23 protein-coding genes are annotated in these 25925 nt (G+C 43.2%); 4 read left to right on the top strand and 19 right to left on the bottom strand.

The window, feature by feature from the left end:
• Positions 1-16 precede the first annotated feature (16 nt).
• From R7Z10_RS00845 to malK, 14 genes are all read right to left on the bottom strand, one after another.
• Positions 17-616, bottom strand: coding sequence for a TetR/AcrR family transcriptional regulator (locus tag R7Z10_RS00845; RefSeq protein WP_318103674.1), 600 nt, complete (start codon positions 614-616; stop codon positions 17-19).
• Positions 617-666: 50 nt separating this feature from the next.
• The gene (gene yqfB, locus R7Z10_RS00840) at positions 667-987 is read right to left on the bottom strand and encodes a N(4)-acetylcytidine aminohydrolase (RefSeq protein WP_005385855.1); all 321 of its coding nucleotides are present in this window, start codon (positions 985-987) and stop codon (positions 667-669) included.
• Positions 988-1054: 67 nt separating this feature from the next.
• Positions 1055-1450, bottom strand: coding sequence for a VanZ family protein (locus R7Z10_RS00835; RefSeq protein ID WP_053350073.1), 396 nt, complete (start codon positions 1448-1450; stop codon positions 1055-1057).
• 2 nt (positions 1451-1452) lie between these two features.
• Entirely contained in the window at positions 1453-2760 is a 1308-nt protein-coding gene (locus R7Z10_RS00830; protein WP_021707644.1) for an oligosaccharide flippase family protein, read from the bottom strand.
• An 8-nt stretch (positions 2761-2768) separates the two neighbouring features.
• Complete coding sequence (locus tag R7Z10_RS00825) at positions 2769-3800, bottom strand: glycosyltransferase (protein WP_213870336.1); 1032 nt, start codon at positions 3798-3800, stop codon at positions 2769-2771.
• Entirely contained in the window at positions 3797-4630 is an 834-nt protein-coding gene (locus R7Z10_RS00820; protein ID WP_017821256.1) for a putative capsular polysaccharide synthesis family protein, read from the bottom strand. The genes R7Z10_RS00825 and R7Z10_RS00820 overlap by 4 nt, the downstream gene beginning before the upstream one ends.
• A gap of 15 nt (positions 4631-4645) precedes the next feature.
• Positions 4646-5863, bottom strand: coding sequence for an O-antigen ligase family protein (locus tag R7Z10_RS00815; protein ID WP_318103832.1), 1218 nt, complete (start codon positions 5861-5863; stop codon positions 4646-4648).
• Entirely contained in the window at positions 5841-6887 is a 1047-nt protein-coding gene (locus R7Z10_RS00810; protein WP_318103671.1) for a glycosyltransferase, read from the bottom strand. Before R7Z10_RS00810 ends, R7Z10_RS00815 begins: the two co-directional genes overlap by 23 nt.
• On the bottom strand, positions 6862-7689 hold the full coding sequence (locus tag R7Z10_RS00805) for a putative capsular polysaccharide synthesis family protein (RefSeq protein WP_206958994.1): 828 nt from the start codon (positions 7687-7689) through the stop codon (positions 6862-6864). Before R7Z10_RS00805 ends, R7Z10_RS00810 begins: the two co-directional genes overlap by 26 nt.
• Positions 7667-9847 carry a polysaccharide biosynthesis tyrosine autokinase gene (locus R7Z10_RS00800; RefSeq protein WP_005385847.1) on the bottom strand — a complete coding sequence of 727 codons (2181 nt, stop codon included), beginning with the start codon at positions 9845-9847 and terminating at the stop codon, positions 7667-7669. The genes R7Z10_RS00805 and R7Z10_RS00800 overlap by 23 nt, the downstream gene beginning before the upstream one ends.
• A gap of 15 nt (positions 9848-9862) precedes the next feature.
• Positions 9863-10375, bottom strand: a complete 513-nt coding sequence (locus R7Z10_RS00795) for a polysaccharide biosynthesis/export family protein (protein ID WP_005385846.1) — start codon at positions 10373-10375, stop codon at positions 9863-9865.
• Between the two features lie 33 nt (positions 10376-10408).
• Positions 10409-11614 (bottom strand): outer membrane beta-barrel protein, encoded by a 1206-nt coding sequence (locus tag R7Z10_RS00790; protein WP_017821252.1) that lies wholly within the window; start codon positions 11612-11614, stop codon positions 10409-10411.
• A 10-nt stretch (positions 11615-11624) separates the two neighbouring features.
• Entirely contained in the window at positions 11625-13025 is a 1401-nt protein-coding gene (locus R7Z10_RS00785; protein ID WP_170897546.1) for an undecaprenyl-phosphate glucose phosphotransferase, read from the bottom strand.
• 422 nt (positions 13026-13447) lie between these two features.
• Positions 13448-14566, bottom strand: coding sequence for a maltose/maltodextrin ABC transporter ATP-binding protein MalK (gene malK, locus R7Z10_RS00780; protein WP_005375271.1), 1119 nt, complete (start codon positions 14564-14566; stop codon positions 13448-13450).
• Between the two features lie 672 nt (positions 14567-15238).
• Between malK and malE the strand changes: the two genes are divergently transcribed.
• The 3 genes from malE to malG all read left to right on the top strand — a co-directional run bounded on the left by malE (position 15239) and on the right by malG (position 18974).
• Complete coding sequence (gene malE, locus R7Z10_RS00775) at positions 15239-16417, top strand: maltose/maltodextrin ABC transporter substrate-binding protein MalE (RefSeq protein ID WP_005375272.1); 1179 nt, start codon at positions 15239-15241, stop codon at positions 16415-16417.
• A gap of 79 nt (positions 16418-16496) precedes the next feature.
• Positions 16497-18071, top strand: coding sequence for a maltose ABC transporter permease MalF (malF, locus tag R7Z10_RS00770; RefSeq protein WP_005375273.1), 1575 nt, complete (start codon positions 16497-16499; stop codon positions 18069-18071).
• Positions 18072-18083: 12 nt separating this feature from the next.
• Positions 18084-18974 carry a maltose ABC transporter permease MalG gene (gene malG, locus R7Z10_RS00765; protein ID WP_005375275.1) on the top strand — a complete coding sequence of 297 codons (891 nt, stop codon included), beginning with the start codon at positions 18084-18086 and terminating at the stop codon, positions 18972-18974.
• A 367-nt stretch (positions 18975-19341) separates the two neighbouring features.
• On the opposite strand, the gene R7Z10_RS00760 is transcribed toward malG, so the two are convergent.
• The 3 genes from R7Z10_RS00760 to R7Z10_RS00750 form a co-directional block, all read right to left on the bottom strand.
• The gene (locus tag R7Z10_RS00760) at positions 19342-19587 is read right to left on the bottom strand and encodes a hypothetical protein (protein WP_005375277.1); all 246 of its coding nucleotides are present in this window, start codon (positions 19585-19587) and stop codon (positions 19342-19344) included.
• Positions 19588-19758: 171 nt separating this feature from the next.
• Positions 19759-20244 (bottom strand): acyl-CoA thioesterase, encoded by a 486-nt coding sequence (locus tag R7Z10_RS00755; protein WP_005375279.1) that lies wholly within the window; start codon positions 20242-20244, stop codon positions 19759-19761.
• 145 nt (positions 20245-20389) lie between these two features.
• Positions 20390-21295, bottom strand: coding sequence for a DMT family transporter (locus R7Z10_RS00750; protein ID WP_017821248.1), 906 nt, complete (start codon positions 21293-21295; stop codon positions 20390-20392).
• Positions 21296-21393: 98 nt separating this feature from the next.
• On the opposite strand from R7Z10_RS00750, the gene R7Z10_RS00745 reads away from it, so the two are divergent.
• The gene (locus R7Z10_RS00745; protein ID WP_025768515.1) at positions 21394-22182 is read left to right on the top strand and encodes a helix-turn-helix domain-containing protein; all 789 of its coding nucleotides are present in this window, start codon (positions 21394-21396) and stop codon (positions 22180-22182) included.
• Positions 22183-22385: 203 nt separating this feature from the next.
• On the opposite strand, the gene R7Z10_RS00740 is transcribed toward R7Z10_RS00745, so the two are convergent.
• The gene (locus tag R7Z10_RS00740) at positions 22386-24077 is read right to left on the bottom strand and encodes an ATP-binding cassette domain-containing protein (protein WP_318103666.1); all 1692 of its coding nucleotides are present in this window, start codon (positions 24075-24077) and stop codon (positions 22386-22388) included.
• Entirely contained in the window at positions 24074-25684 is a 1611-nt protein-coding gene (locus R7Z10_RS00735; RefSeq protein ID WP_318103663.1) for an ABC transporter ATP-binding protein, read from the bottom strand. The genes R7Z10_RS00740 and R7Z10_RS00735 overlap by 4 nt, the downstream gene beginning before the upstream one ends.
• Positions 25685-25925: the final 241 nt, after the last annotated feature.

Genomic DNA, 25925 nt, shown 5'->3' with positions numbered 1-25925 from the left:
GCTTCCACGCCGCCTGTTATGGACAAGTGCGCGTATTCTGCAGTAAGTGTTGAGTATAGGTCAGACTTTGCGTCAATGCTGCCTGATCTTGATAAAGTTTGTTCAGCAAGCTAGCGCCATTCCAAAGGTAGTATATCTGCCTTGCTAATAACGCACTGTCACCATTGGGGATTGAGCCATCTTGAACGCCGATGTCTATGCAATCCGCTATCGCTTGAATGGTTTTGTCTGCTCCTTGGCGTAATGCCAAGCGCATTGACTCAGAGAGATCGGAGACTTCTGCACTTAACTTGACCAATAAACATTTGTTCGCATTACACACGTCGTCTTCTACTTTGACCATTTCTTCGAAATAGCTCATTAGGCGTTGGTAGCCACTCAATTCAGTATTGGTAAAGCGTGCGTTTAAACGCTCAAAATACTTAGTAAAGTAGTCTTGAATCATCGCTTCACCAAATTGTTCTTTGGACTTGAAGTAATGATAAAACGAGCCTTTTGGCACTGCGGCCTTTTTTAACAGCTCTGAAAGACCAACACTCGTGAACCCTCGGTTTACGATCAACTCGTATCCGACGTCGAGAATATGTTGGCGTGTGTCATTCGTCTTTGCGTTCATGGAGTGTACTATAGAATGAATTAGACCAGTCGTCTAGTATTTGTTGTGGGTTATTTAATCAGCTCATACTCAATAACAAAGAGCGTGTCGGTATTTGGGTAGATTTCTCGAATTAACTGCTTGAGTTTTGGTAGTTCGATGGCTTCTTGTTCTGCATGAAACTCATTAATATCTTCAAAGTGAAGTGGTTCTACAGAACGTATCTTGATATCGCAGACTTTACGATCCGTTTCTAAGGTAAAAACTTCGACTTCTGTATTGGGAACGTAATGGCTTTCTGATTCATCTCGAATCGTTATCGTCTTTTTGCCTGACGTGATCAACGGGGTTAAGAATTCAAAAAAAGTAATCTTGGTTGGATGAGATGGCATGATGTACTCGTTAGTCTGGTTGTTTGGCGTAATTATATACCCAAATCCCCCAGAGATTCCTGTATTACTAGAACGATCGAGTGCGGATGAAGCGAATTAACTTGGCACTAAAGTAACCTGAGATAACGCCTATCCAGTTGGTGCTGAGATCATCAAAACTAAATGATCGATTTGGAATAAAAAGTTGGCTTATTTCTTCCATTGAAACGATAGCCAACAGCAGTAGCAAAAGACGAATCCCAAAAACGTCGGTTTTATTCGAGCTCACCAGAGAAGGGAACGTGAAGACCGATAAAAAGCCGATCAATAAACTGAAAGTAAAGTGAAGCGTACTTGATCCGCCTAAGTAGGTTTCCATTTGCAGGTAAGCAGTATGGTGTAGGTCAGAGCTTTTCCACAAAGAGAGTGAAGCGGTTAGCATCAGGACTAAAACAAAACTCGTGCGTGCCAGTATTAAAGCCATAATTAACCTATTGGAAAGAAGCCTAAGTAACGTTTTACAAAGTACAGTGCAGCTAAATTCTGGATAGCCATGCCAATTGCCATTGCCCACGCTGCACCAATCACCCCAAACATTTGGCAAAGCGTAACAAGTAGGCAGATGGACACCGTGCCGGAGGAAATTGTAATGTATTTCATGGTTCTCTCATGACCACTCATTAATAATAAAAAACCTACTGAACCAGTCGCAACATTGACTAACTGCCCCAGAGAAAGGACGACTAATAGTGGCGCCGCGGCGAGAAACTCCTCACCAAAAAACTGCATTACAAACTCGGGGAAGAGGGTGCAAATAATTACGGGTACAATCGCTAAACCAACATTAGCTCGGCACGCCAAGCGGCTCAGGTTCTGCAGTTTGCGCATTTGACGCTCTTTGTAGAGAGAGGCAAACATCGGGGCGACCACAAAGTTAATGGTAATCAGCACGAAGCCAATCAGTAGTGATGTACGTTGGGCTGCGGCTAACAAACCGAGTTCCGCTGTTGAGATAAAAAAGCCCGTAATAACAAGGCTTCCCCATTGAAGAACATTCGTGAAGATACTGCCAACCCAGACTTGCTTGGCAGAAGAGACCATTTTTTTGTTTGGTACGAAAGCCGATGTTTGATATTGATCTGAGCCAAGCCAATTGGCACTAGATATGACCGCGACACCTATGCTCGCTAAAAGCAGTGCGGTCATTAGATTGTTGATATTTTGCTGACCGATATAGTCTAGGGCAAAGACAAAAATGACCATCAACATGCTTACCCCAAGCTGCAACGCAAACAGAGATGATACAACTTTTCTACATGCTTGAAGCACCCGACTGTTGGTTTGCGCAAGCACCAAGAAAGGTATGCAAAGCAAGCATAAAGTAATCGCATACATTGGTGATTGAGTCTGGTTTAGCTGTTCTGGAAACAGATTAAACCCTGCCAACAAAACGCCTATGGCGAGCAAGCAAAATGCCATACTTCGATAAAGTGCGGTTTTATAGTTTTGGCTTTGTTCAAGCTTCTCTTTGTTATTAAAAGCGATCGCATTGTAACGAACTAACGAGACATCAAAACCTAGCTGAGAAACGATAGCGAGTAGCGAGACTAGGTTGAATAAAAAGAAGAATTGACCGGCCGTCGAAGCGTCACTGGTCTTCGATACAATCAGAGTCAGTAAAAAAGCAAATAGCGCACTCAACACACGCGTGATTGCGGTTTTTAATCCGGTAGATAACAAGCTTTTTTTACCGCTGGGCATCAACAGTAATTTTTGTTGAACAGTGTGAAACATAGGGGCATTTAACCGTAAAGTTTATTGAGTGCGAGGCGCTGTTTTTCTTCACTGAAGGCATCGTTTAATTCTGCTGTATATTGGCGAAAATCGATGTCTTCATAATGATTGACACTATGCGCGATCTGCTTGGCCATTTCTTCAGGTGTGAGCGCTAAAAACGGGTAGTTGAGATCTTTGGTTGCGCCGATGCTCCGAATAACCATAGGAAGATGTAACTTGGATGCTTCTAGAATGGTTAACGGCATCCCTTCCCATGCTGCAGTGTGTAGATAAAGGTCTGAACCCTTGAGCTTTTCAACTACCTCATCGCGAGGCAGCATACCCGTTACATCCACATTTTCAGTACGTAATTTCTGTTCGAGTACGTGGTCACCGCCACCTATCCATGTGATCTCTATCGGGCGGTTAAGTGCATACCGATTAAGGAACTGCAATGTGCTGATAAGAAACTGAGGATCTTTTTGGGGCGCGACACGACCAAGTACAACGAGCTTCAGCGCTTCTTGCTTGTTTCGCTCTATACGATCTTCACTTTGATAAGACACGTAGTTGTTGAGCAGTTCGGCACGTTTCGCACCAATGCTAATGGCTAGGTCACACTCTCGTTGGCTACAGCCTGCAACCACATCAATTTTGCTCAGTTTTACTTTCTCTAGTGCTTTATAGATCTGGCGTGCAAGCTCTGAGATATCTTCACGTTCGAAGGCATAACAGTGCGGTGTGTAAACCAAGCGTGCCTTGCCAAGCTTTAGAAATCGGCCGAGAAATCCCGCTTTACTCGAGTGCAAATGCACGACGTCGGGAGCAAGTGATGCAATCATGTGGTTTGCATCGCGAATAAATTGAAGCAAGCCGCCTTCTACCCACTTTGTCTGTACGAAAATGTGGTGGTTGTTCTCATTGGTCAAGTCGTTTTCTCGGGCTCTGGCTAGCAAGAAATGTTGATATGGCTCGTCTCTGGATGAGTGAACATAACTATAGAGGGCGGTTTGAACGCCACCTCCAAACGCTTCTGTAACATGGAGTACTTTCTTCATGATGATTTTGTCCCTGGTGTTTGCATCCATTTGTGTTTAAAAGCATCACGCTCTTGCTCTGAATAAACGTGGCGATACAAGGGAAGATCGTACATATAGAACAGTTTTGAGAAGTCGTAGTGATTCTTAAAGTGTTGGTGGATATTGGAGTACCACTTGTTTTTCGCTTCGTTGCTGTTTTTTAGCACGAAGTCTTGCAACTCAAGAAACTCACCGATTTCTTTATCAAGAGAACTGAGCTGTTCGCATTTGATTAGCATGACGTTGGCCTGAGCGTTCTGGAATGTGAAGAAAGGTTGAGTGTTGTCCAGCTCTTGGCGCATCACATCGATATTGAAATTACGCTTTAACTCGTTGTCGAACCAGTCCGCAAAATAGTTGAGATTGATATAGTTATCAAAGCAATGCTCGAGGTGCTGATACGTGACTTCCATATCTCGGTGAATTGCATCGTTCTTTTTGCCTTCGATAAATTGCAAATGGAGATCTTGAAAGAAGCGAGAAAAGACAGTTGCGATTGGATCGCGGACCAGCGTAACGATTTTAATCTGCTCGCGTTTTTGTAAGATACGTTTTCGCTGCTTGAGCACTAAGCGATAGAGTGCGCGGTTTCGGAAGTCGAAGAATTTACTCACGTCTTTTTTATTGTGATACATGTGAAATTCTTCGTGATCATCAAAGGTGTGGATGTGATAGCTCGGGATATTTTTCTCCCCTAGCGTGTGCTCAATTGATGAGGAGCCAACTTTGCCCATTTGGTAAACTAAAACAAAATTATCAGCTTGGAGTTCTCGGTTCTTTTCAAATTGTCGAGAGATTGAATACTTCATCTATCCTATCCTTGATTATTCATATTCGTGGTGATGGTTTACCGGAAAAGTATGAGCAATGGCCCTTGAGTCGTTGCTCATGCTGATCATGACGGGTAATAAGAGTATTAAAATTATGGTGGTGTTTACCGCAACGAAAAACACCATGATGAGGGCGTATATCGCAAGTAATAGGCTTTTTCTGTTTTCATTAAGACTACGGAAGCAAAAGCGAATAAAAAGAAAATAACCACCAAACAGCAGACCGATACCAAGCAATCCGTATTCAATTGCGGTATCTAACACAAAGTTGTGGGTGTAGATCGCCAGCTCATCATAGTTAAAGTAACTGATCATAAAGTTGGGTAACATTTTCGCGCCGACACCTAACACCGGGTGTTGAAGTAAAATATCTAGCCCATTGGCAAGTAAAAGTTTTCTATGAAGATTCGATACCCAGCGCGCTTCACTTTGGTTGGCAAATAAGACGTCTTCTTGGGTTATTTCCAATGTGTCTGCTAGAGTTTCAAACCCAACGTAGAGTGTGGTTGTGACGGCAGTAAACACAATGAAGCTCAAGGCTAATAAAATCGCCCACGTGTACGTTTCGCTGAGCGATTTTCTCATTAAGTTTTTTACGAGCAGTTGGTCAAAGAAGAAAAGCAGACAAAAACCAAGTAGCGCTTTTCTTTCTTGTGATAACACCAGTAATACTAAAGCTACGAGCATCAAAAGGTGGAAAGCGCGAATTTTATCTCGATAAAGGTACAGTAGTGAGCACAGTACACCGAACCCGTATTTACTTACCCCGAGTAACTTAAACCCGCTTTGATAGCCCTGAGCAAAGTGCCATAAGGCAACGAGCGTACAGATGAAAAACAACAGATACGTGAAATAAACCATTACCCGTTCGTCATCAAACACGCCATAGGCGTACATTAGGCTCAGTAGGCACAAAATCGCTAACCATTGCACAGTTTCTATAACTAGCGGCATTAAAGGGACGCGATTTAGCAGACCATTTATGAACACATACCCAGTGAACAATAGGAGGAACCCCATACAGGGATGCATGAGTTTTTCAGCTTTTCCTTCCAATACCACTAATGCAGTAAAACCAATGGACAAAAGGCTTGCGATGTCAGAAGGGGCTAGCGCTATTCCTCCAGCACGAAACTTCATAGGAATAAAGAACAATGTTAGTAAGCACGCAGCTATTATCGGAGTTTGGTTATTTATCGGTACAAAGTTCATCATAAATTTTGTAATAGCTGTTCCTAAAGTTATTCAAAGTAAACTGGTTACAACGTTCGACAAAAAAACAGGAAGCAGCTTCATAGGAGCTTTTACTACCCACTATGTGAAGTATTTTTGTTATTAAGTCATCGGATTGACCTTGTTTAAATAAATAAGTTTTATCTCCGATTACTTCATTTAGTCCGGGGACGTCCGAGCCTAGAACTGGTAACCCTTCAGCCATAGCCTCTACAGCCGCAAGACCAAAACCTTCTACTTTTGAAGATTGCACATACAGATCGAGACTAGATAAGAATCGAGGAATGTCAGATGTGATACCATACCAATGTATACGATGATCGCAGTTCAAATCTTTTGCTTTTTTTCTAAGAACTTGTTTTTTTTCTCCGTCTCCAGCTAGATGGAGGTGGTAGTTTTCTGGTAATTTAGCTATTGCACATATTAATGTATCGTGGTCCTTATAGTGATGAAGCCTACCAACCATTCCTATGTTTATAACTCCTTTTTTTTCTAGCGCCTTATATAATTTAGGTTGTCTAGAGAATCGATGAAGATCTACACCATTGAATATTACTTCATAGCGGTCTTTGTATGCTGGTATGAATTTAACTAATGCTTCTTGAACCTTGTGAGTGATGCAAATAGTTTTGTCATTGCTCATATAAAGAAGGTGCTCCATAAACTTAAATAATGGATAGTCCCTGCGTCGATTAGTTGTGTTATGTTCTGTTTGTATTTTCCTTTTTCCAAAGGAAAATAGAGCGAGGTATATAGAAGGAAATAAATGACTATGTACCAAATCTGGCCATTGGAGTATTTTCCATTTTTCAATTAGAGACAGTGACTTCCAAACATAGCACGTCACTTCACTTTCTTTCAGTTTTTCCTCGAAATCATTGTCTGGATTAAGAATGAGAACTCGTATTTTATATTGAGGCATATGCTGGACTACTAGATCTACAAGAAAGCGCTGTGCTCCATCATTGCTAGATAAGTCATTGATTATGTGTAGTATTTTCATTTAAATACTTTTCCTTGAGTGATAGGATTTCAGAGTTTGAAAAGAAACGTTGTGCTAATTTTGATGAGAACATTTCTTCAACGTACTCGGGTGTAGGTTGAAATTGCGTTTTGAATTCTTTCATTAGTGGCGAGTACCATTTGTTGTCTGATTGATTTTCATAAACAACATCCACGGGGTAACCTAAAAAGTCTTCAACTGCGGAGTTAGCCTTCGTTAGCTTGTCACTTCGAATGACCAACAGTGAGAAGTTATTGTTATGGTATGTTTGATAGCCTACTTCGTGATTAAAAGACTCGTTAAACACATCAATCCCTGTTAGTTGTTTGATCTCGTTGTCAAACCACTGCAGCGCATATTGATGATTCATGTGCTTATCAAATGCTTCTTGGAGTAATTGCGGTCGTTCGGTACGTATTGCGCTGTCATCCTTTAGATATTTGTCCGCCATCCAAAAAGGAAGTGCTTGAAAGAACATTGAGACATTTCGTCCGATCGGTTCACGCACCAGCGAGATAATTCGAACTTTTTTCTTACGCTTTAACATGCGGCTCATCGTTATGCGCTTTAGTCGTCGCTTTAACGCATTGATCTGAGGCTTATGCAATTGCGCTCTAACGGGGGATATTTGTTTTTGCGCATCGACGGTCATAAGGTCGTGCAAGTGAATCGAGTCAGGAATGGAATGCTCTAATGCACTCGAACCTACTTTGCCCATTTGATAGATCAATACCGGTTGTTCTTGGCTTTTCAAGGTTTGGTACCAAGATAGGTTTACGTTAGTAGGCGTATTTCTGGACATAAAGCGTCTCTCCTTCCTTGGCCTTGGCTTGTGTGATTAAGACGCCAAGAGATGGAACTGAGTGTTGTATTTGTTTAGATAACGCAAGGTTAACCAGTGATGATTTTGTTGATTCTGAGCGAATGACGGTGATCAGACCATTGGCATACTGACCAAGAATAAGTGCGTCACTCACTGACAGTAGGGGCGGCGTATCGATAATGATCCGGTCATACTTATTTTGAAAATGTTCGAGCAACTTTTTAAAGCGATCAGAAGCCAGTAATTCCTGTGGGTTTGGCGGAATTAGGCCGGCCGATAATACATCTAAGTTGGCTTCTTTTATATGTGTAACACAATCTTTGATTGGCGTATCCATCGTCAGGATATGCGTTAAGCCAGGGCTTGATTCAGCAATACCGAATCGCTTTGCGATGGAAGGTCGACGTAAATCGCAGTCGATGATCAACACCTTTTCCATTTTTGAAAACGACACCGCCATATTGATACTGGTCGATGTTTTTCCTTCTTCTGGAATAGCAGAGGTAAAGGGCAATATCTTTTGCTTCGTGTTGGTTAATCTGAGCAGAAGCGAGGTTCTGACGGAGCGGCAAGCTTCACTAAATAGCTTTTCTTCATCATCTAAATACGCGGTATAACTGACGCCGTTTTTACGCAAATTGCGTTTTTTGACCATAGGAATCACACCTAAACACGTAACACCAAGTTTTTCCTGCACATCGGCTGTGCTTCGGATAACTTCTCGCATCGTTTCTAAGATGATGACCAGAGCGCAAGCAATGGCAAAGCCAAAAAAGGTGGCAATTAGTACCAGTTTGATTCGTTGTGGTGCCACCGGGAATAGAGGGATGATGGCTTTATCAGTAAAGCGAGCAGTGACATTCTTGTAGTCGCTGGTGGCGTTGGTCTCTTTCTCACGATTTAAGAACGCTTCATAGAGTGCCTTATTGGATTCAACCTCGCGTTTTAACTGTTCGTAACGCGCTTTTTGTGACCCTAACGATTGGAAGTCTGACTTTTTGTTATCGAGCTCTGCTCGAAGCATGTCCTCTTGCGCTTTTGCAGCAAGAAGGTCTTGTTGCTTACTGAAGGAAATGTCACGAATGAGTTGCTGGGTTCTTGATTGAATTTCAGCAAGCTGTGCTTTCGCCTGAATCATTCGATCATGCTTAGGTCCGTAGCGCTGTGCCAGTTCAGAGAGATTTTTGGCTGCCTGTGCTTCCGACAATTTTAGATCGCGGATTTGCGCTTGATTAGCGAATTCATCAATTGACAACAAGCTGTCTAAACTTTGCGAAGATTTACGTCGTAACAGTTGGATTAACGTCTGCGCTTCAATACGCTTATTAACAGCGATATTCAGCTTGCGAGTGAGTTCTTCTAGCTCATTTGCGTAAATTTCATCAATACCGTTGATATCGATCAACCCTTCTTTTAACAAGAATTCTTGCAGCGCTTGCTCCGAGTTACGTAATCGCTCCTCCAATTTTTGAGAGTTATTTGTCAACCAAGTAGCCGCATTTTGTGTAACGACCAATTTGGCTTCAAAATTTGCGTCAATGTAGGCTTGGCCGACCGCGTTGGCGATTGTCGTCGCAAGCTTAGGATCGGTAGAACGAAAGCGAATTCTGACTAATTGGGTGTTACGTACTGGCTCAATATCGAGTTTACTTCTGAAAGCTTGAAGTGCCTGATAATAGGACTCTGAAAACTGGGCGGTTTCTTTTGGGCTTGGTGCCACATTCAGTAGGTCTTGAACAAAAGGAATCGACTTTATTTGGTCGATTTTTTTATTTAACCCCCCTGAGCTTGTGAATTCAGGTAATTGGGTGAGGTTCAGCTCTCTAATGACCTTATCTGCAATATGATTCGATTTTAAAATGGCGATTTGCGTTTGAAAGTACTCTTTTTTTGTCGTGTCGACGCCATATACTTCCTCGATTGAAAGGGCGCTTTTTTGCTCCTCTTGGATGAGTAGCGTAGCTGTAGCTTGGTATATCGATGCTTTGGAGTAGATATACCAAGTACAAGTTAATGAGAACAGAAGCGTGAATGCTGCGATGCTTAGCCAATTCTTTTTAATCGCTTTGAAGTGATGGCCAAAACGAATCAGTTCTACTTTGTTCATCTGGAGATTATTTGGATGAGTCCCGTTCATTTGATTCCCTGTCACTTAAAAGAAGCTCTGGTCAATAAATACAATGTCACCAGGTTCAACGTTGCGGTGCATACTGACCCCTTCCATCGTTTGACCTGTTTTATGCTTGGTGAGGTTAATGCCTTTGCGTGAGGCTCTGTCGGTCAAGCCACCTGCTAGAGCGATGGCCTTCTCTATGGTTAACCCTGGACGGTACTCAAATCCACCAGGTTTCCTGACTTCGCCATTAACGTAAAACAGACGAAAGTTATTGATGGTGACCATCACTTTTGGATTGATGAGATAATCGCCTTTTAAGCCCGTTTCTATTTCGTACTTGAGTTGTTTTGGTGTTTTTTTGATTGCTTTGATTCGGCCAAGGTAGGGGTAATCAAAATAGCCATCTGACGTTATTAGAATATTTTTAATCGTAAGATCTTCTTCACCATAGACCTGCACGGAAATGGTATCGCCAGTATCGAGTAAGTAATCTTCCTCGTTTGAGTCAGCGTTGACCAAAGTGCTAAATAGCAACAACGCTACACTCATGAATTTGATGAATGCCTTCATTAATAATCCTTTTTACAGAGAAAACTGTGCGCTTAAAGTCCAAATGTTTTGTTCGAAGCTATAACCCGATCGGCTAGAGTTTTTATCTTGGTATTGCCAATCGGCTTGCAGCTGTATCCAACGTTTGATCTGATAATCGATACCAAAAGATAGAGTGTACCGATCGTCGTTTCTGGAGATTCCCGTGTAATCATCTTGTTGATAAACAGCACCTAAGCGAGTTGCAAGGTAACTATTCCAATCGTGCTTGAGGTTCAGTCGGTAACGAGTTTGTAGGTTGTAATCGCCATCTTGATCGGGGTTAACCGCCGCCTGAGTGGTTTTCACGCTGACTAGAGTTTGTTCTTGAGGCAACCATTCAAAGCCGATATCCCAACTAAAGCCTTTAAATGTCTCTCGTTGAGCGCTGTCAAAATCTTTGATTTGATAACCGAGTCGAGCGATGCCTTTGGTTTTTCCTGTGACTTCCCATTCGGCACCGGTGTAATAGAAACTGGTGTTGTTATCTTTCGATGGCTGCGCAGAATTTCGGTGCTGATACTCGGTTACGATTTGGTTTGTTCCGACTAACCAATAGGTTCTTGGCGTCGCTCTTAAATAGAACTCCAAATGTGCATTGGGAGCTCGAAAATCGTTGTATTTAGTTTTAGCGTTTGGGCGACCAGGCAAGCCGTCACGATAGTTTTGATAGGTTTTATCACTATAGCCTAAACCGAATTCGAGTCTGCCTTTGGCACCGTTAGATCCAAAGACATAATTGGTTTTTACATCGTTACGGTTGAACTCTATTGGTGAGTCGATTGCGCTACCATTACCTTCGGTAATATCTTCTCCTCGAACTTCATGCTGGGCGCGAAAACGGTAATCAACCACTAAACGATGACGATGATTAAATTCGAAAAAGTTGGAAAACTGAAAAGTGTGGTCGTCGAAGTCGTTGCGATCGTCAGATGAAAAGCCAGCTTTTAACTTATATAAAATATCTGCGCGATAGCGATTCCGTTCTATACGTGCTAGTAAGCTTGGTTCTATACCCCAAATATTGACTGACTCTACATTGCCGGATTTTTCCGCTTTATTGATGTTGTCATCTCCCTCGTAGAAAGTTTTTACGAGGGGAATCAACTCTATACCAGACTCGGTTTGGTAAGCCATCGGTTCTGCGAGCAAGTCAGTAGAAAACAGACTCAATGCTATTGCCATTGTCAGTTTCTTCATAATCTCAACCTTAGTAAGCGTTAGCACCAGTGAAGCCTTTGAAAACGGTCATAAAGATGATTTTGATGTCCATCCAAACCGACCAATGGTGGATGTAATCCAAATCAAACTCGACTCTCTTTTCCATTTTTTCTAAGGTGTCGGTTTCGCCGCGATAACCATTAATCTGCGCCCAGCCAGTAATGCCTGGTTTTACTTTGTGACGTAGCATGTAGCGATCCACGATCTGACGGTATTCTTCATTGTGTGCCACGGCATGAGGGCGTGGGCCGACAATAGACATGGTCCCTTGCAGTACATTGATAAATTGAGGTAGTTCGTCCAAAGAGGTGCGACGTAGAAATCCGCCAAAAGGCGTAATACGAGGATCGTTCTTTGTCGCCTGTTTCACGTTGGAACCTTGATCCATGGTTGTCATTGAACGGAACTTCCAGACTTCAATCTTGCGTCCATCAAGACCGTACCGATGTTGTTTAAAGATGACAGGGCCTTTAGACGTTGCCTTAATGCCAATCGCAATGACGAATAGAATAGGGGCGATTAAGACCAAAATAATGCTCGAAAACAAGATGTCTTCAAACCGTTTTACCCAAGAAGAAATTCCAGCAAAAGGTGTATCAAAGACACTTAGTGTTTGAACTTGGCCGATCTGCGCCCAACGAGAATGTAAAAGGTTATAAGTGAAGAAGTCGGGAATCAGATACGTATTTGCGGTGGTATCTGAGAATTGGTTAAGAAGTGACGCAATGCGCTCTTTTGCGTGCATTGGCATCGCGATATAGACGTAATCTACTTCCCCTTTTTTAGCTCGCTCAAGGGCGTGGTCAACAGCTCCTTTAATAGGATAATCAGAATTTGGCAATCTGTCGGAAGATCGTTCGTCGTAAAAGCCATCAAAAAGCACGCCGTGTTCTGTGTGGTTTTGAATTTCGTTAGCTAGGGTAATGCCGTGAGGAGTTTGGCCGATGATGATCGCAGTGCGAGTGTTGAATCCTTTTTTTCTCAAATAGGCTAATCCGGTACGGAATGTTACTCGCCATGCTAAGAGCAGAGCGGGCGTAATCGCAAACCACAGCACTAAAATTGTGTTATCAAATAAGGTATGGACTTCAGAAAAATACAGCACAATAAAGATAAGTGCAGAAGTCACCGCCCAAGAAACACAGACAATAAACATCTGCTCTTTAAACGAACTGGTTCGCCAAGAGCGATACAGATTGCCGCTTTCTGCCATAAATAGAAAAGAGATGCCTCCAACGAAAGCCAATATGACGTAATCTTTCCCCATCGCAGTATTCATGTCTTTGAACACTAAAAGCAGCATAAAAGAGACGATGACAGCAAGATCTGAGATGCGATATAAAAAAGCGAACTCCATCTCATGAGAGCGGATAAGTCCTTTTTGTTTCATGACTCAGTTTCCCTTCTGACACGCTACCGCCCTTGGGTGTCTTCCCCAATTGCCGTGTCGTGAACGTTATTAGTAGTTAGTGCACAGAGCATTCTGTAGAATGCTGCTGAGTTTTTTGTCACGTGTAATTTCGTTGATAAGTGTAAAAATTTGCTTTGTTGAGGTAAGTGGAAATAAGAATGATATTTAGCCCTTTGGCTAAGTTTGGCGGGTTAGGAAAAAGCTGGTACTTACTTATGAGGAATGAGGAAAAGTATTAAAAATGAAGTATCAGTACAAAGACAATGGTTTATGTGAGGGTAGAAGAAACGGGTGATTTGATTCGTTCACGATTAATGATTTAGTATCGAATTGCTGATATTTATTAAGATAAAAAAATCCCTCTCACTTGAGAGGGATTTTTTTGAGTAAGGACGAATGAATTATTCGACTTCTACGCCGTTTTCTTTGTATAGGCGGCGGCATGCGCGACCATCACTGTGGAACAGGTGACAACGATGAGCTGGAATACCGATCTCGATTTTATCGCCAGTGTCGACTGCAAGCGTGTCAGGCTGACGGAAAATAACGTCGGCGTCCGCACCTTCTAGGTTTAGGTATACTTGAGTTTCGTTACCTAGCTTCTCAACAATCATCACTTCACCGTGAATACTTGCATCAGCTTCAGAAGCGGATAATAGGTGCTCAGGGCGAATGCCTAAAGACATTCGGTCGCCGCGGTTAACTGTTGTACCATCCACCGGAATCCAGAAAGATACGCCGTTAGATAGTTGAACTTTGACGCGCTCTGCTTCTACTTCATCAATGAATACGCTCATGAAGTTCATTTTCGGAGAACCGATAAAGCCAGCTACAAAGCGGTTTTGTGGGTAATGGTAAAGCTCAAGCGGCTTACCAACTTGCGATACATAACCGCCGTCTAGTACAACGATTTTATCTGCCATTGTCATCGCTTCTACCTGATCGTGCGTTACGTAGATCATGGTACAACCAAGTTGGCGTTGTAGCTTAGTAATTTGTGCACGCATGTTTACACGCAGTGCCGCATCCAAGTTTGATAGTGGCTCGTCTAGAAGGAATACATTTGGCTGCGATACCAATGTTCGGCCAATCGCCACACGTTGACGCTGTCCACCAGAAAGTGCTTTTGGTTGGCGCTCAAGCAAGTGGCCTAGTTGTAGGATTTCTGCTGCTTGTTCAACACGCTTGTCGATTTCTGCTTTGTCTGCTTTTGCTAGTTTCAAGCCAAATGACATGTTGTCATATAAGTTAAGGTGCGGGTAAAGAGCGTAAGACTGGAATACCATACCAACACCACGTTTGGATGGTTCGACGTCATTCATGCGCTGGTCACCAATATACAAATCACCTGAAGTAATGTCTTCAAGACCGGCAATACAACGTAAAAGGGTAGATTTACCACAACCTGATGGACCTACAAAAACAACAAATTCACCTTCGTTGATTGTTAGGTCTACGTTCTTAGAAATCAGTACGTCGCCATACGCTTTACAAACATTTTTTAACGTGACACTCGCCATGTAGCTCGTCCTCGATCAATTTTTTATTATTCACCGCTCATCATTATATGAATTATCTAGCGAGCAGTAACAGTAGGAATCGGTAAGTTCTTGCGGTTGGTAAGAAAAGTAGGGTAGCACTTCAATAAAATGTCCTGAATAGAAGTGCTACCCATCATAGCCAAGTACGAGTTTCTCTCCCCCACATTATTCGTATTGTCTCCCCCGTGAAATAATTACCACAAACAACACTAATAATGACATTCCACTCGTCTGGCAATGCAAAACCAGCAAATCTTTTTCCTAATACGTAGGCACTGCTGGGAAAGGGTTCTTACCATCCACTCTTGGATGACTGCAGTTTCTAAGATTGTGCGTAGTGCGACATCCTCCTAATAGAAATAATTGTAGGGGGAGTAGAAAGGGAGGAGTAAAAAAGGAGGAGGAAGAAAGCAGTTGGTCGGAAATCACATTATTGCACCACCTAAAGTTGAAACCGATCACAGGAACTATCCATTTTGTGATTTGAGTCTCTTACCCTTGGCGATTTAGATCACGAAAATACGTCATAATTGTAAGGGCGTAGGGATTAGGAGGATGAGACATATTGGATTATTTCAGATGATATATGTCGAAATACGGCTGAACCTCAATGGACTAGCCCTACATCAAAAATATAAAAAGGATACGAACATGAAAAAGTTAAGCGCTGTAGCACTAGGTACTCTTGTTGCTTTGGGTTCTTTTGGTGCTAATGCTGCCATCGAAGAAGGACAACTTACTATCTGGATCAACGGTGATAAAGGCTACAACGGCCTTGCTGAAGTTGGTAAGAAATTTGAAGAAGACACAGGCATTAAAGTGACTGTGGCTCACCCAGATGGCCTTCAAGACAAATTCCCTCAAACTGCAGCGACTGGCGACGGTCCTGATATCGTATTCTGGGCTCACGACCGTTTCGGTGGTTACGCAGAAGCTGGCCTGCTAGCAGAAATTAAACCTTCTAAGAATATTCAAGAAGGTATCGTTGATTTCGCTTGGGATGCAGTACGTTACGACGGCAAATTGATCGGCTATCCAGTTGCGGTTGAGTCTCTATCTCTAATCTACAACAAAGACCTAGTTCCAAACCCACCAAAGTCTTGGGAAGAGGTTGCAGCATTAGATGCAAAACTTAAAAAAGACGGCAAGTCTGCAATCATGTGGAACCTAAAAGAACCGTACTTCACTTGGCCACTAATGGCGGCTGATGGCGGCTACGCGTTCAAATACACTTCTGAAGGTTACGATGTTAAAGACGCTGGTATCGCGAAAGAAGGCGTTAAAGACGCAATGAGCTTCGTAAAAGGCTTAGTTGATAAAGGCGTAATCTCTGCGGATATGGATTACTCAGTGTCTGAGTCTGCGTTCAACCAAGGCAAAACAGCGATGACGATCAACGGTCCATGGTCTTGGGGCAACATTGAGAAGTCTGGCGTTAACTACGGCGTGACTACGCTACCTAAGTTCCAAGGTCAATCTTCTAAGCCATTCGTTGGTGTTCTAACTGCTGGTATCAGCACTGCGTCTCCAAACAAAGATCTAGCAGTTGAGTTCATTGAGAACTACCTACTAACAAACGATGGCCTACGTATGGTTAACAACGATAAGCCTCTAGGTGCGGTAGCACTTAACTCGTTCCAACGTGAGCTAGATTCAGATACTCGTATCGCAGCAACAATGGACAATGCGATGAACGGCGAAATCATGCCAAATATCCCTCAAATGAACGCATTCTGGGGTGCGGCTAAGAACGCAATCATCAACGTAGTTGACGGTCGTCAAACTGTCGATGCAGCTCTTGCAGATGCAGAAAAACAAATGACTAAATAATTAAGTAAGACCTTTTTAAGGAGGAGGCAACTCCTCCTTACTTTTCTATATTTATTCTATATTCGCTAGCAGGTTCCCTATGCAGTCAGTTCAAGGTACAAATGCTATGACAGCACCAGAAGCCAGCCTTCCGAGCAGCAAAAAAGTGTTCATGAAATGGTCACTTTTAGGCACAGTCGGCATCATCAATGGCTACGCAACAATCCTTATGTATTCTCGCGGTGAGATTGCGTTTGCACTACTTACGCTCATTCTTACCGCTTTAGCGTTGTTCATCTTTGGTAGCAAAAAGACGTACGCACACCGTTACATCTACCCTGGTATAGCAGGGATGATCCTTTTCATTCTTTTTCCTTTGGCGTACACCATAGGTTTGGCGTTTACCAACTATAGCGCGAAGAACCAACTCTCTTTTGATCGCGCTCAGAACGTACTTTTGGACCGAACTTACCAAAGTGGTGATAGCTACCCGTTCACTTTGTATAAAACGGAGCAAGGCCATCAACTTGTGGTTGAAAAAGATGGTGAGCTACTTGCAAGCCCGACTTTTCAGCTTGATAACCTTTCAGCATCGGAGTTTGATCTTTCACCAATTGAAGAAGTGACGGGTGAAAAAGAATCAATCAAGGCGATTGTTAAGAACCGCAGTGCGTTGAGCAGTGTCGATTTACATTTGCCAAGCGGTGATGATATCCGTATGAGTGGGCTGCGCAAATTTGCTGCAGTTGTGCCTTTGTACACATTACAAGAAGATGGTGAAACGCTTTACAACAACCGGACTGAAGAAACGCTACGTCCAAATATGGAAGTAGGTTACTACCAGCCTGTCGATGAAAACGGTCAATTTGTTGGCAGCACAGTGTCACCAGGTTTCGTGGTGAACATTGGTACCCACAACTTTGAGCGTGTTTGGAAAGATGATGGTATCAAAGAGCCGTTTATCAGTATCTTTATCTGGACCATTGTTTTCTCTGCGCTAACCGTATTGTTTACGCTTGTTATTGGTCTTGTCCTTGCCAGTGTGGTTCAGTGGGAAGCACTTAAAGGTCGCTCAGTTTACCGTTTGTTGCTAATCCTGCCTTATGCAGTTCCGGCGTTTATTTCTATCTTGATCTTTAAAGGTTTGTTTAACCAAAGCTTTGGTGAGATCAACATGTTGTTGGAAGGCTTATTCGGCATTAGCCCGGCTTGGTTCTCTGATCCGTTCATGGCGAAAACCATGATCTTAATTGTTAACACTTGGCTTGGTTTCCCTTACATGATGATTTTGTGTATGGGCTTACTAAAAGCGATTCCAGACGATTTATATGAAGCATCAGCCATTGATGGTGCGAACTTTGTCACGAACTTCACACGTATCACACTACCAATGATGTTGAAGCCGTTAACACCATTGTTGATCGCGAGTTTTGCATTTAACTTCAACAACTTCGTACTTATCCAGTTGTTGACTGGCGGTGGTCCAAATATGATTGGTACATCAGAGCCTGCGGGTTACACCGACCTACTAGTAAGTTACACCTACCGAATCGCATTCGAAGGTGCTGGCGGTCAAGACTTCGGCCTAGCAAGTGCGGTAGCAACGCTTATCTTCCTATTGGTTGGCGCATTGGCACTTATCAACCTACGCGTAACTAAAGTAGCTCAGGACTAAGGAGAAATTACAATGGCAATGGTACAAGGTAAGTCATTAAAGTATCGTGTTTGGGCTACTCATATTGCAATGTGGGCATTCTTGGCACTGATTATTTTCCCTTTACTGATGATCATCGCGATTTCATTCCGTGAAGGTAACTTTGCAACGGGTAGCCTGATCCCAGACAACCCAACACTTGATCACTGGAAATTGGCATTAGGTTTCTCGGTGACTAATCCAGACGGTACAGTTACACCGCCACCATTCCCAGTAATGACATGGTTGTGGAACTCGGTAAAAGTGGGTGGTATTTCTGCAATCCTAATCGTGGCGCTATCAACCACATCGGCTTACGCGTTTGCTCGTATGAAGTTCAAAGGTAAGAACACCATTCTTAAAGCGATGATGATCTTCCAGATGTTCCCTGCGGTGTTGGCACTGGTTGCTCTGTACGCGTTGTTCGACAAACTGGGTCAGTACATTCCTTTCCTTGGTCTGAACACGCATGGCGGTCTGATCTTCGCTTACTTAGGCGGTATCGCACTGCACGTTTGGACCATTAAAGGCTACTTCGAAAGTATTGACTCGTCTCTAGAAGAAGCAGCGGCTCTTGATGGTGCTACACCATGGCAAGCATTCCGTTTGGTATTGCTGCCACTGTCTGTGCCAATCCTAGCGGTAGTCTTCATATTGTCGTTCATCATGGTAATTGGTGAAGTTCCTGTAGCGTCACTACTGCTTTCTGATGTAGACTCGTACACACTTGCAGTGGGTATGCAGCAATACCTATATCCACAAAACTACTTGTGGGGTGACTTTGCCGCAGCTGCTGTACTTTCAGCAGTGCCAATCACTGCCGTATTCTTACTTGCGCAGCGCTGGTTGGTTGGTGGTCTAACCGCTGGTGGTGTGAAAGGATAATCTCTTGTGGTCTGAGATTGATAAGAATAACTAGAAAAGGGCGACCACATGGTCGCCCTTATACTTAGCACGGATATTACACTTTTGGTTTGGCCGCCGATCAGTAATATCTTGGCTTTTATTGGCGTTACGCATAGCTGGCTGTTAGCTTAGTTCCTTACGATTCAATCACTAACAGTTTTTGTAACCATAACCTGAGTTTAGACTCAGGTTTTTTTATGCCTGTTAAAGGCAATTTTGCAATAAGTAGACAGAGACTAGCGGCTTTGCAATGGATTACACAGGGCTTGAATAATGCCCTGCGTAGCACTTCACATAAATAACTAGAGCTTAGTAAAAAGCTAAATTGAGGTAGGGAAGGAAGAGATTAAAACTCTCGGCTGGAAGGTGCGCATCCAACGTATTGAAGCAGCGTGTACAAACTTTCTTGCTGCAGTGCGACGCGACGAAATAGATTAGCAAAGGTAACGTCACCGCCAAAGCAAGTTTGAATGTAATGATTAATTTCTGTTTCGTTATACCCCTCGACGTACATGGTTCTCACCCACTGGTACTCGACCGCTTTTAAATTGGTCAACGTCTCTTCACTTAAGGTCGTTTCTTTTAGTCTCAAGATCCAAACTCTATCCAACTCTAAAATAATGGATGGATTTAAGCAAAGCTAGGTGAAGGATTTATGACAGAGAAGGGCGAGCGTGAAACAAATGGCAAAACCATGATGTTGCTCCACACTCTGGGTCTAGGTAACGTTGAGGTACTTAATAGCGTTCTTAACGGATGCCAGTTACTTGAGATATTTAACGTGTGCTTCCATTTCTTCCCCAATCTCTTTACGCATGTTCATAAGACGGATAGCGGATTGCTCTAAGGCTTTGTCTTCATCTGACTCTGGAATCCATTTCGGTACATCGGTTGGTTTTCCGTTTTCATCTACAGCAACCATGATAACGATACAGTGAGTGGTGAGTCTGTTTTTCATTTGCTTTGGATCACTAGCTTGCACGTCAATCGCAATGTGCATTGAGCTTCGTCCGGTATAAATGACTTTCGCGCTAACTTCGACTAAGTTGCCGACATGAATCGGCGCAACAAACCGAATGCCGCCAGCATATGCGGTAATGCAATATTTACCACTCCACGCTGCAGAGCAGGCGTACGCTGCCAAGTCGATCCATTTCATTACGGCGCCGCCGTGCACTTTTCCGCCAAAATTTACATCGCTGGGTTCTGCTAAAAAGCGAAGGGTAATGTCTCTTTGACCACTGCTCATCTGTCTTTCCTTGATGGGTTATTGTTTTCCCAATTTAGCAGCAAGATGAATTTTCGGGAATAGCGAATGAAACAAAATATTAACTTTTATTCGAACGCTGGAAGTGACAAGCCACAGCGTAGTTCTGTGGCTTGGGGTGTAGATGTTAATTGGCGGTAGAGGCAATCTCAGAATTGGATAATGGTTTTCTCTGTCTTACTTTTATTTGCGACAAGATAACGCCAGAGATGACTAACAACCCACCAATAATGTGGTAAGCGTAAATTTTCTCACCAATTAGTGTTGAAGCAAGTATGACGGAAACCACAGGCATTAGGTTCATGAACATAGCACTTGAATCAGCACCAATTGAATCAATCGCTTTGACCCACATCAGCGGCGCGAAAATGGAAGCAGCAATACCAGCATAAGCGATTAATGGTAGCGCGTCTTGGCTTGGTAACAGTTGCTCACTAGAGAGCCAAAGTGGTGTGAGCATCAAAACAGAAAAGAAGCCCTGCATGTAAACCAGAGTCAAACTACTGAATGGCATTTTCCAGCGTTTTAGCAGAACACAATAAGCCGCGTATACCATGGCAGCAACGAGCATTAAGCTGTCACCTTGCGTTAAGTCTTGATGTAAAAAGTAAGTGATATCACCGTGACCAAGCATAAATGCCAAGCCGCCGAGCGAAATGACACCACCGACGATACTTAACATTGATATAGATTTACCGAGCAATGGGACACTTAAAAACACACTGATCAAAGGAACTAAAGAGGTGATCAGGGCCATATTAGAGGCCGTTGTTGTTAAACCGGCATAGTATCCAAGTGACTGGTTGAGAACCATACCAAGTAACGCAAGAAACGCCAACTTAGCTAAGTAAGGTCGAATAATGTGTCGTTGTTTGATGATTGCAGGCAGGCAAAATGGCGTTAGGAGTACCATTGCGACAAACCAACGGTAGAAACTCATCGCACTTGGTTCAATGGCGCTCGCAGCCATCTTGTTCACAATTGAGTTACCACCCCAAATCATAACGGTGAAAAACGGAAGTAAATAAATCATGAGAACCCTATAGCACAATTATTGATGGCGCTAGTCTGGCAGGTCTTTATAATAAAAAGTATCTCTTAAAAGACATCGTAAGCGATAGGAAGACAATTTTGAAAAAGAGCGCCAGAAATCTTCACCCCTCCTTATCAATCGATCGTGCGCCATCAGATGTATTTATGAATTTCGAAGCGTTTCTCTCTAATACAGAAACACGAATTCATAGCCACCCTTGGGGGCAAGTGCAACTGATCAGCGGTGGGATTCTGGAGATGGATGCAGAAGACACAAGATTTCTAGCACCTCCACATCTTGCTATTTGGGTTCCCGCCGGAGTTCGTCACACTAGCTACAACCGTAAGCCAATCGAATATTGTTCTTTGAACATTGCCCCTGAATTGACGGCGCATTTTCCAACCAAAACCAGTTTAATCAAAGTCACCCCCATCGTTTCTGCCATCATTGAGGACTTTCGTCAGCGTGACATTAACGTCGCGCAGAGCGATGAAGACAAACGCTTGGTGCGAGTGTTGTTGGATCAACTGGCGAAACAAGAAGTGGAACATCACTTTTTACCGACAACCGACAACAAATATCTTCAGCCAATCTTAAAAGCAGTAGAAGAATCGCCAACCGATGAAATTAGTTTGGCGGAGTGGGCGGCAAAAGTGCATACTACAGAACGCACGTTAGCGAGACATTGCCAGAGTGAGTTGGGCATGAGCTTTACTGAGTGGCGCTTACGTGTGCGATATTTACATTCTATGGAGTTGCTGCGTAAAGGGCAGACCGTAAAAGAAGTCGCTCTGACGTTAGGTTATAACCAAGCTAGCCCTTTTATCGCGATGTTCAAGAAATACTCCGGCATGACACCGGAGCAATACAAGAATCGATTGTTGTAAAAGTGTAGAGTCTATTTTAAAAAAATTGACAATGCGCTGTATGATGACCGACTCGAAAAGCTGATGGTATTGGAAAGACTTACGTCTATCTTGTGTCAGATTGAGTCAGAATTATAACCTTGAGAATTCGCTTTATTATTATTGCTTTACAACATGCCTGTAAGATTCTTTAGATGATACAATGTGCTAAAGTGACAAAAAACTCAATTGACACCGCTTAGATTTAAGTATTGATTGTTATTAGTTTCTTCAGCCGCCAATTTGTCCCTACTTTTCAAGGAAGTAGAGTTGTACTGTGCAACTATAACTCTTCTACCCTCAATCGTGAGTTCCAATGTGGGTGACCATATATTCTGATCGCGATGCGTCACAATAATCACGGTCGAGTTCAATGTTTGAATATGTTGAGCAATACTTTTTTCGGTTGCTTCGTCTAATGCTGCCGTCGCTTCGTCGAAAATGAGGATTGGCGCCTTTTTAATGAGAGCTCGCGCAATTGCGACTCTCTGTCTTTCACCTCCTGACAACCCTGAGCCTCTTTGTCCTACTGTTTGATGTATTCCTTTAGGAGATGAGTCAATAAGTTTGTCCAATTGTGCGTGTCTTGCAAAGCTCTCAACTTCATAATCACTTGCATTGGGATTACCTAACCGAATGTTATCCGCCAATGTGCCAGTAAAAATGACCGGTTCTTGAGCAACATAGGCTATGTGCTGGGTGAGCACGTCATAAGGGATATTCTTTAGATCTATCCCTCCGAGCGAAATAAGACCTTGGTCAGGATCATCAAACCTTAGAAACAGGCCCAGTAAAGTGCTTTTGCCACTGCCACTGACTCCATTGATGACGACGGTATCACCTTGTTTGATCTCCGTGCTAGCATCTTCAAAGAGATCTAAATGGCCCACAAGGTTCAGTTCGAACTTATGGTTTTTGGGGGAGGTTGCAAATTGAGGATTAGGCTCAGGCAGAACAGGGACATTCGTTAACTGAGCGTAATTTTTATTTGAGGATTTTACGTCGTTAATCGCAAAGCCTGCCAACGCGAGTTCACCCAAAGGTGCAGCTGCACGGGTAATCAATATCAATAAAGCCAAGACTAATAAGGGTTGAGTAATCGGCTCTAAGACGAGATAGATGGCGATACCTGCAAGGGGTAAAATCGTTGCCAATCCTGATACTAAGGTTGCGATAGAAGCGTTACGATTAATAGTTGAATGAGCTTCTTCTTGTGCGTGCCAACTCTGTTCAATACGCTCGATTGAGCGCTCAGGCCCCGCTGTTGAGCGAAGTAACTCAAGGTGATCTATGAGCTCAAGTGTTGATTTAGTCGCTTGAAGCTCTGCGTCATGTCGGTCGCTATCTGAGCGACTTAGGTATCTTTGCGCCTTGTACTGAACGAGCAGTGCAACTAGTAACAGTACGGCACTGAGTAGTGCAATTTCACCTCCTCCAACGACCCCAATACCGATAATTAAAAATATGGGTAACATTGGAGCGTGTAAAAATGTTTGTAGCTGATGAGCAGGAATGGCCATAAAGCCAGGTATTCCTCGTTCTGCTAGTTGAGTGAGCTGAGTTCTATGCTGATCATTAAACCAAGCTAACTTTGCTTTACTGAGCGAATGACCTACTGATGAATAAAGATCCCCAGCCAGTTTCGCACCAGAGAGAAATCCAGAACGAGTTACAATAACGGTAACTATCACAGTTAGAACAGCAGCTATTATGACGTTCAATGGTGAAGCTTGTTCGACAATAGATATTGCAAGAAATGTGTAAGCCGTTGCCTCAAATAATGCAACTAGTCCCCAACCTATAGCGACTCGATATAGACGGTGCTTTGCACTTTGTGGAATTGTCGAATTGGAATAGAGGGTATTGTGAGCCGTCATACTTCTTCATCCTGTCGTTGAGCCTTTCTGTTGAGCATCAATGTAGTGTCTGCAAGTTTCGCGAGTTCTGAGTCGTGAGTAATTATGATCAATATCTTGTCTTGTGTTTTCGCAAACTTCGCGAGATTTCTGATCACAGTGAAGGCCGTATTTTTATCGAGAGCACTGGTTGGTTCATCCAGTAATAGAACGTTGGCTTGAGTTAGAAATGTGTTAGCTATTGCGACACGTTGTTGCTCGCCTCCTGAAAGCACGCTTGCATCAGAATTGAGGTCAATCTTTAATTGAGCTTGTTGCAAAGCTTGGTTCAGCTCGTCGTCACTTGAACTTGGCGTTGATAGTTTCAAATTCTGCCTAATGGTAGTTTTGAGTACACCGATATCTTGGGGTACATAGCGTATGGCGGAGTATCGGGATATCTCAGAGAGTTTAGACAGTTGATTGCCTCCTAAGGTAACGAAGCCTGAAAGAGGTGTTTCTTGACCTGCTAATAGACGTAGTAACGTACTTTTGCCTGCTCCGCTAGGCCCCATGATGGCTGTAAATGAACCCCGTGGGAAGTAGTGGGAGAAGTTATCAATAATATTAACAGTTCCATTAGCCACTACGATATTTGATGCTTGTAGTGATAGCGGTTTTTCTCCCGCGCTCAAACTGCCACTTTCTATTTGTGGTTGCTGTAAAAAGTCGCTGATGTTCTTTGCAGCATTCTTTCCTGCGTTAACGTAGTCCAATCCATGGTCAAGCTTCAGTGCGGGTGATACGACGGCCAAACCAAAAAAGAATAGCGACGCCATTGCCACGGGACTTAATTCATAGCCAATGGTATAGGCCATTGCGAAAGTCGAAACCGCTTGAAGTAATGCGGTAGCAATTGCTGCTGGAAGGGCAACGCTACCAACCCATTTCACTATGCCGTGAGTAAAGCGTCTTGTGGCATCATTATAGCTGTCGAGTGCTCCTGCTTGCGTGCCGTAAATTCGATTTACTCGGATACCTCTTGTGTAGTCGTTTACTGCGGTAACGATATCACCCATTATTGTCATGCGCTCTTTGCCATGTTTAGCGGCGAACCTAGGTAAAAAGAGTAGGTAGTACAATGATGCAATTAGACCAGGGAGCAGAGTAAGCATCGCTACCGGACCTGTGAGATTCAACATGATAAAAATAGAAGTTGCGGGTACGACAATGAATGTCACGAGTTCTGAAGGCAAATGCGCAACCATGTGGTGAAGCGTGCTGATGTCTTCGGAAACTATGCGACGCAGTTGATTATCACCATATTGAGAGATGGTCTTGCTTGGCAAGCGCGTCAAGTGCTGAGCAACTTGGCGACGTAATCGAGTGGAAAACTGCGACTCGGCATCATGAACTAACCACGAGCCCACTGATGAGGCAAGTGCGCTAGCCGCCCAAAGTCCTATGGCACCGTAAATCCATTGGTTTGCAAATTTATCGATAAGGTTTATCAAGCATAGCAGTGCACCAACTTTTGCCACAGCGGCAAGTGCTTCACAAAACGTTCCCAAAGCAAGCTTCTTAATCGATGGCTTTAAGGCTGGCATTAAGCTAGGCGTAACGTAATGTTGGCTGATTTTACTTATCATATTGTCACCTTATCTAGCCTATCAAGCGAAAATAAGGAGAACGTGGTAGAGCATATTGAGCTCTTATCGTTTTTCATATAAAGCCTATGGAAGTGGACGTTGATGGATTATGTTTTGAATTAACTTTGGCCGTAGGTGTTGCGAGCTCTTTGTCTGCTTGAATGTTGAAGATGAGTACTTCCTTTGATTTGTTGTGAATTTTCATGAACAGCCAAATGGGAGTAAGTCCCCCTTAGAAGGC

Source organism: Vibrio sp. Vb1018, from assembly GCF_033338775.1.
Classification (GTDB): Bacteria; Pseudomonadota; Gammaproteobacteria; order Enterobacterales; family Vibrionaceae; genus Vibrio; species Vibrio alginolyticus.
Note: the sequence above shows the minus strand (reverse complement) of the source record. Positions and strands in the feature narration are given on the sequence as shown.